Source organism: bacterium, assembly GCA_037143175.1.
GTDB lineage: Bacteria > Verrucomicrobiota > Kiritimatiellia > CAIKKV01 > CAITUY01 > JAABPW01.
In genome coordinates this window covers 1-3,049 of record JBAWZF010000098.1, presented here as the reverse complement: position 1 = coordinate 3,049, position 3,049 = coordinate 1, and the positions used below count along the sequence as shown (strand labels likewise).

Here is a 3,049-nt window from a genome sequence, read left to right as displayed (position 1 = left end):
CTGTAGCCTAATGGACAAGGCATCTGACTTCGAATCAGAAGATTACAGGTTCGACCCCTGTCAGGCGCGCCACCCTTCACTCGGCACCGTTGGGATTGAGCAAAGGATGGTCCTGCCTGCAACCTCAATTCGTCAGAACATCCAGGACTTCCGCGGCAGTTTTTGACTGCAAAATACGATCGCGTTTTTCACTATCATTCAAAATCTGACTGATTTCAGATAAGAACTGAATATGCGGACCGGTACGACTGATGGAGGAAATGGTCATGACAAAAATGGTTGAGGGCTTGCCATCCATTGACGCGAAATCGACACCCTCTTTTTTCAAGGCAAGAGCCGTTGCCAGCTTTTCGACCGAATCCGTTTTACCATGGGGAATGGCAATTCCATGCTGCATGCCGGTAGACATCTTCTGTTCACGATCCAACACGGCCTTAAGGGCCGCATCACGGTCTTTAACCCGCCCCCTGGCCACGAGCAAATCAATCATCTCCTCGATGATTTCCTCTTTGGTCGTACCCTTCAGATCGACGATGATAGTATCTTCAGATAACAGCTTCTTTAAATTCATGCCGGGATCCTCAAAAAAAAACGTTCAATATTTAGCACATCATATCTCTATTGCGAACTATTTTTACAAGAATAGAGATCAATTAACGCAGGAGTGACGTCCGTCACCGAACAAATGGTCCTTTTCAAGTAATCACTCCCCTGCCCTATAGCCACTAATGGTACAGGATTAAGGGAATGGGAGCGGGAACCAAACCGTTCAATATTTCCATGATCACTGGTCAGCACGAAGAGCGCGCCTTCCTCCCGGGTAAACGCCAGCACCTCACCCAGAAACTCATCAAAAGTCCCCAAAACACGCAGCATGTCGTCCCAAGTTCCTTTATGCCCCATCCGATCGGTTTGAAAGTATTCAAACAGGGTAAAATCATATTCCCGGGCAATCGAAACCAAAGCTTGCGCCGCCTGAATTGGAGTTTGCAGCGATCCCTCATATCCTCGCGACCGAAGACTCTCCCGTGTAAGATCCTGATAAACGGCCTTTCCCTGCTCCATCAAGGCTTTGTCCCGTACACACCCAAAAGCCTTTAAAGCCGCCACCGTCGTCACTGACTGAACCTTACGGGTTTCGACCTCCCGAACATCAGAAACATAGTAGGCATTGGCGAAGGTCGACGAAAATTCAAGCGCGCCAAGTTTGTCATAAATATTATTCGCCCGGACAATCTTCTGGAGTGAGGGGCCGGGGAATCCAGCCACATGCCGCCCCATATGCCGCGCCGCATTGACACCGGTCATCAGTGCTGTCTGCCCTGTCGCACTCTGAGGTATCCCTTCGACCCCCATGCCCGCATCAATGGAGCTGGCATTTACTTTAAGCAGGTTGAGCAAATTTGGACACACACCGCTGTAGACGGGGTTTACTTCAGGATTATCCAAGCCCATCCCGAGCCCATCAACAAGGATGAATAAAGTCCGTGGCGCCTCTCGCAAAGCTAAACCCCCAACCCAAGACGGACGGCCAGACGCTCAGGCAGGCCCGCCGCAATAATTTTTTTCTGGGCCGTTTCAATATCATAGTTCACCCGACGAATTTCAAACTGGCGGGCCGTCGTATCATAAACAGCGTAAGAAGCCCGGTTATCGCCATCCCTGGGCTGACCGACACTCCCCACATTAACGAAATATTTCTTTCCCAGCGTGACAGAGATCACTCCGGCGACGTTGAGGCGACGCACATACCCGGATTTCTCAAACACCACGGGTTGATGGGTATGCCCGTAGAAACACACCGTCGTCGACTGATAATTGAAATTGGACTCCGCTTCCAATTCATCAAATACATAGCCCCATTTCTCGGGCATATCCAAAGTGCTGTGAACCAGAGTGAAACTGCTTACCACTCTCACCATTTTGAGTTGCTTCAGGAAGGCCAGTTCATCCTCAGTCAACTGATTCCGCGTCCAGTCCACCACATTGGCGGCGAGAGGATGGAAATCACGAATACATTCATCGTGCGAACAGTAATGATCATGATTACCTCGAACGCAAATAGCGTTCAATTCACGAATTTTCGCCAGACATTCAGAGGGGTTGGCATTATAGCCTACCATATCTCCGACGCAGGTATAATTCGTTACCCCTTGGGCATGAGCATCTTCCAAAACGGCGCTGAGAGCTTCCCAGTTACCGTGAATGTCTCCCATCACCGCATATTTCACATTCGCCATATCACTTACACCTTCAAAATCATCGAAGCTAGGGCTAGATCAGCAGGCGTAGTTATTTTTATATTTGTCGACGGGGCAGGTACCAAATGAACCTGCTCCCCCAAAGCTTCCACGGCCGAAGCCTCATCCGTGACTGTTAGCTTCTTCTTCTTGGCATTGGCATACGCCTTATTCAGCCAATCAACCCGGAAAGTTTGAGGCGTCTGTACCGCCCATAATTTTGATCTATCCACCGTTCTTGAAACTAGCGTGCCCCGATCCACTTCCTTGATCGTGTCGGTCACTTTGACCGCTGCCACGCCGGTACCCTGCCGCTTGGCAGACAGAATAGTGTCCTGAATAAGCGCAGGCGTCACACAAGGCCTGGCACCATCATGAACAGCTACAATTTTCACATCGTCCTTCAGTTCGGCCATACCCAGCATCACAGAGAGCTGCCGGGAGGCGCCGCCCGCCACAACTTTCCTCACCTTTGAAAATCCGAACATCTGAATCATGCCGCGAGCCGCATCCAATCGATCCTTTCTCACAACCAGAATCACACCATCAATCAGAGGGCATTGTTCAAACGCTTGGAGGGAATACATCAATACCGGGCGAGTCCCAAGAGAGAGGAATGCCTTATCCACATCCGCACCCATGCGCTCACTTTTTCCAGCCGCAACGATGATACCGAAAATCATTACAATACCCGCCTTTCAGGAATTCAGATACTACCCCCTTAAGAGTGGAGTGTCAAAACTGTATTGATTCATTCTGCGATTCAGACACTGGGGAGGGGCCGACCGGGTTCTGCCCCCTCGGCCCAG

General features: G+C 50.3%; 4 protein-coding genes. All 4 read right to left on the bottom strand.

Features of this window, described 5'->3' with window-relative positions; genetic code table 11:
• Positions 1–124: 124 nt before the first annotated feature.
• Genes WCI03_15170 through ispD form a run of 4 tightly spaced genes read right to left on the bottom strand, consistent with a single transcriptional unit; the run spans position 125 to position 2,923 of the window.
• Positions 125–571 (bottom strand): PTS sugar transporter subunit IIA, encoded by a 447-nt coding sequence (locus WCI03_15170; protein MEI8141192.1) that lies wholly within the window; start codon positions 569–571, stop codon positions 125–127.
• A gap of 47 nt (positions 572–618) precedes the next feature.
• Positions 619–1,503 (bottom strand): alkaline phosphatase family protein, encoded by an 885-nt coding sequence (locus WCI03_15165; GenBank protein ID MEI8141191.1) that lies wholly within the window; start codon positions 1,501–1,503, stop codon positions 619–621.
• Between the two features lie 2 nt (positions 1,504–1,505).
• Positions 1,506–2,240 (bottom strand): metallophosphoesterase family protein, encoded by a 735-nt coding sequence (locus WCI03_15160; GenBank protein ID MEI8141190.1) that lies wholly within the window; start codon positions 2,238–2,240, stop codon positions 1,506–1,508.
• A 5-nt stretch (positions 2,241–2,245) separates the two neighbouring features.
• Positions 2,246–2,923: a 2-C-methyl-D-erythritol 4-phosphate cytidylyltransferase gene (gene ispD, locus WCI03_15155; GenBank protein ID MEI8141189.1), complete on the bottom strand. Its 678-nt coding sequence runs from the start codon at positions 2,921–2,923 to the stop codon at positions 2,246–2,248.
• Positions 2,924–3,049 lie beyond the last annotated feature (126 nt).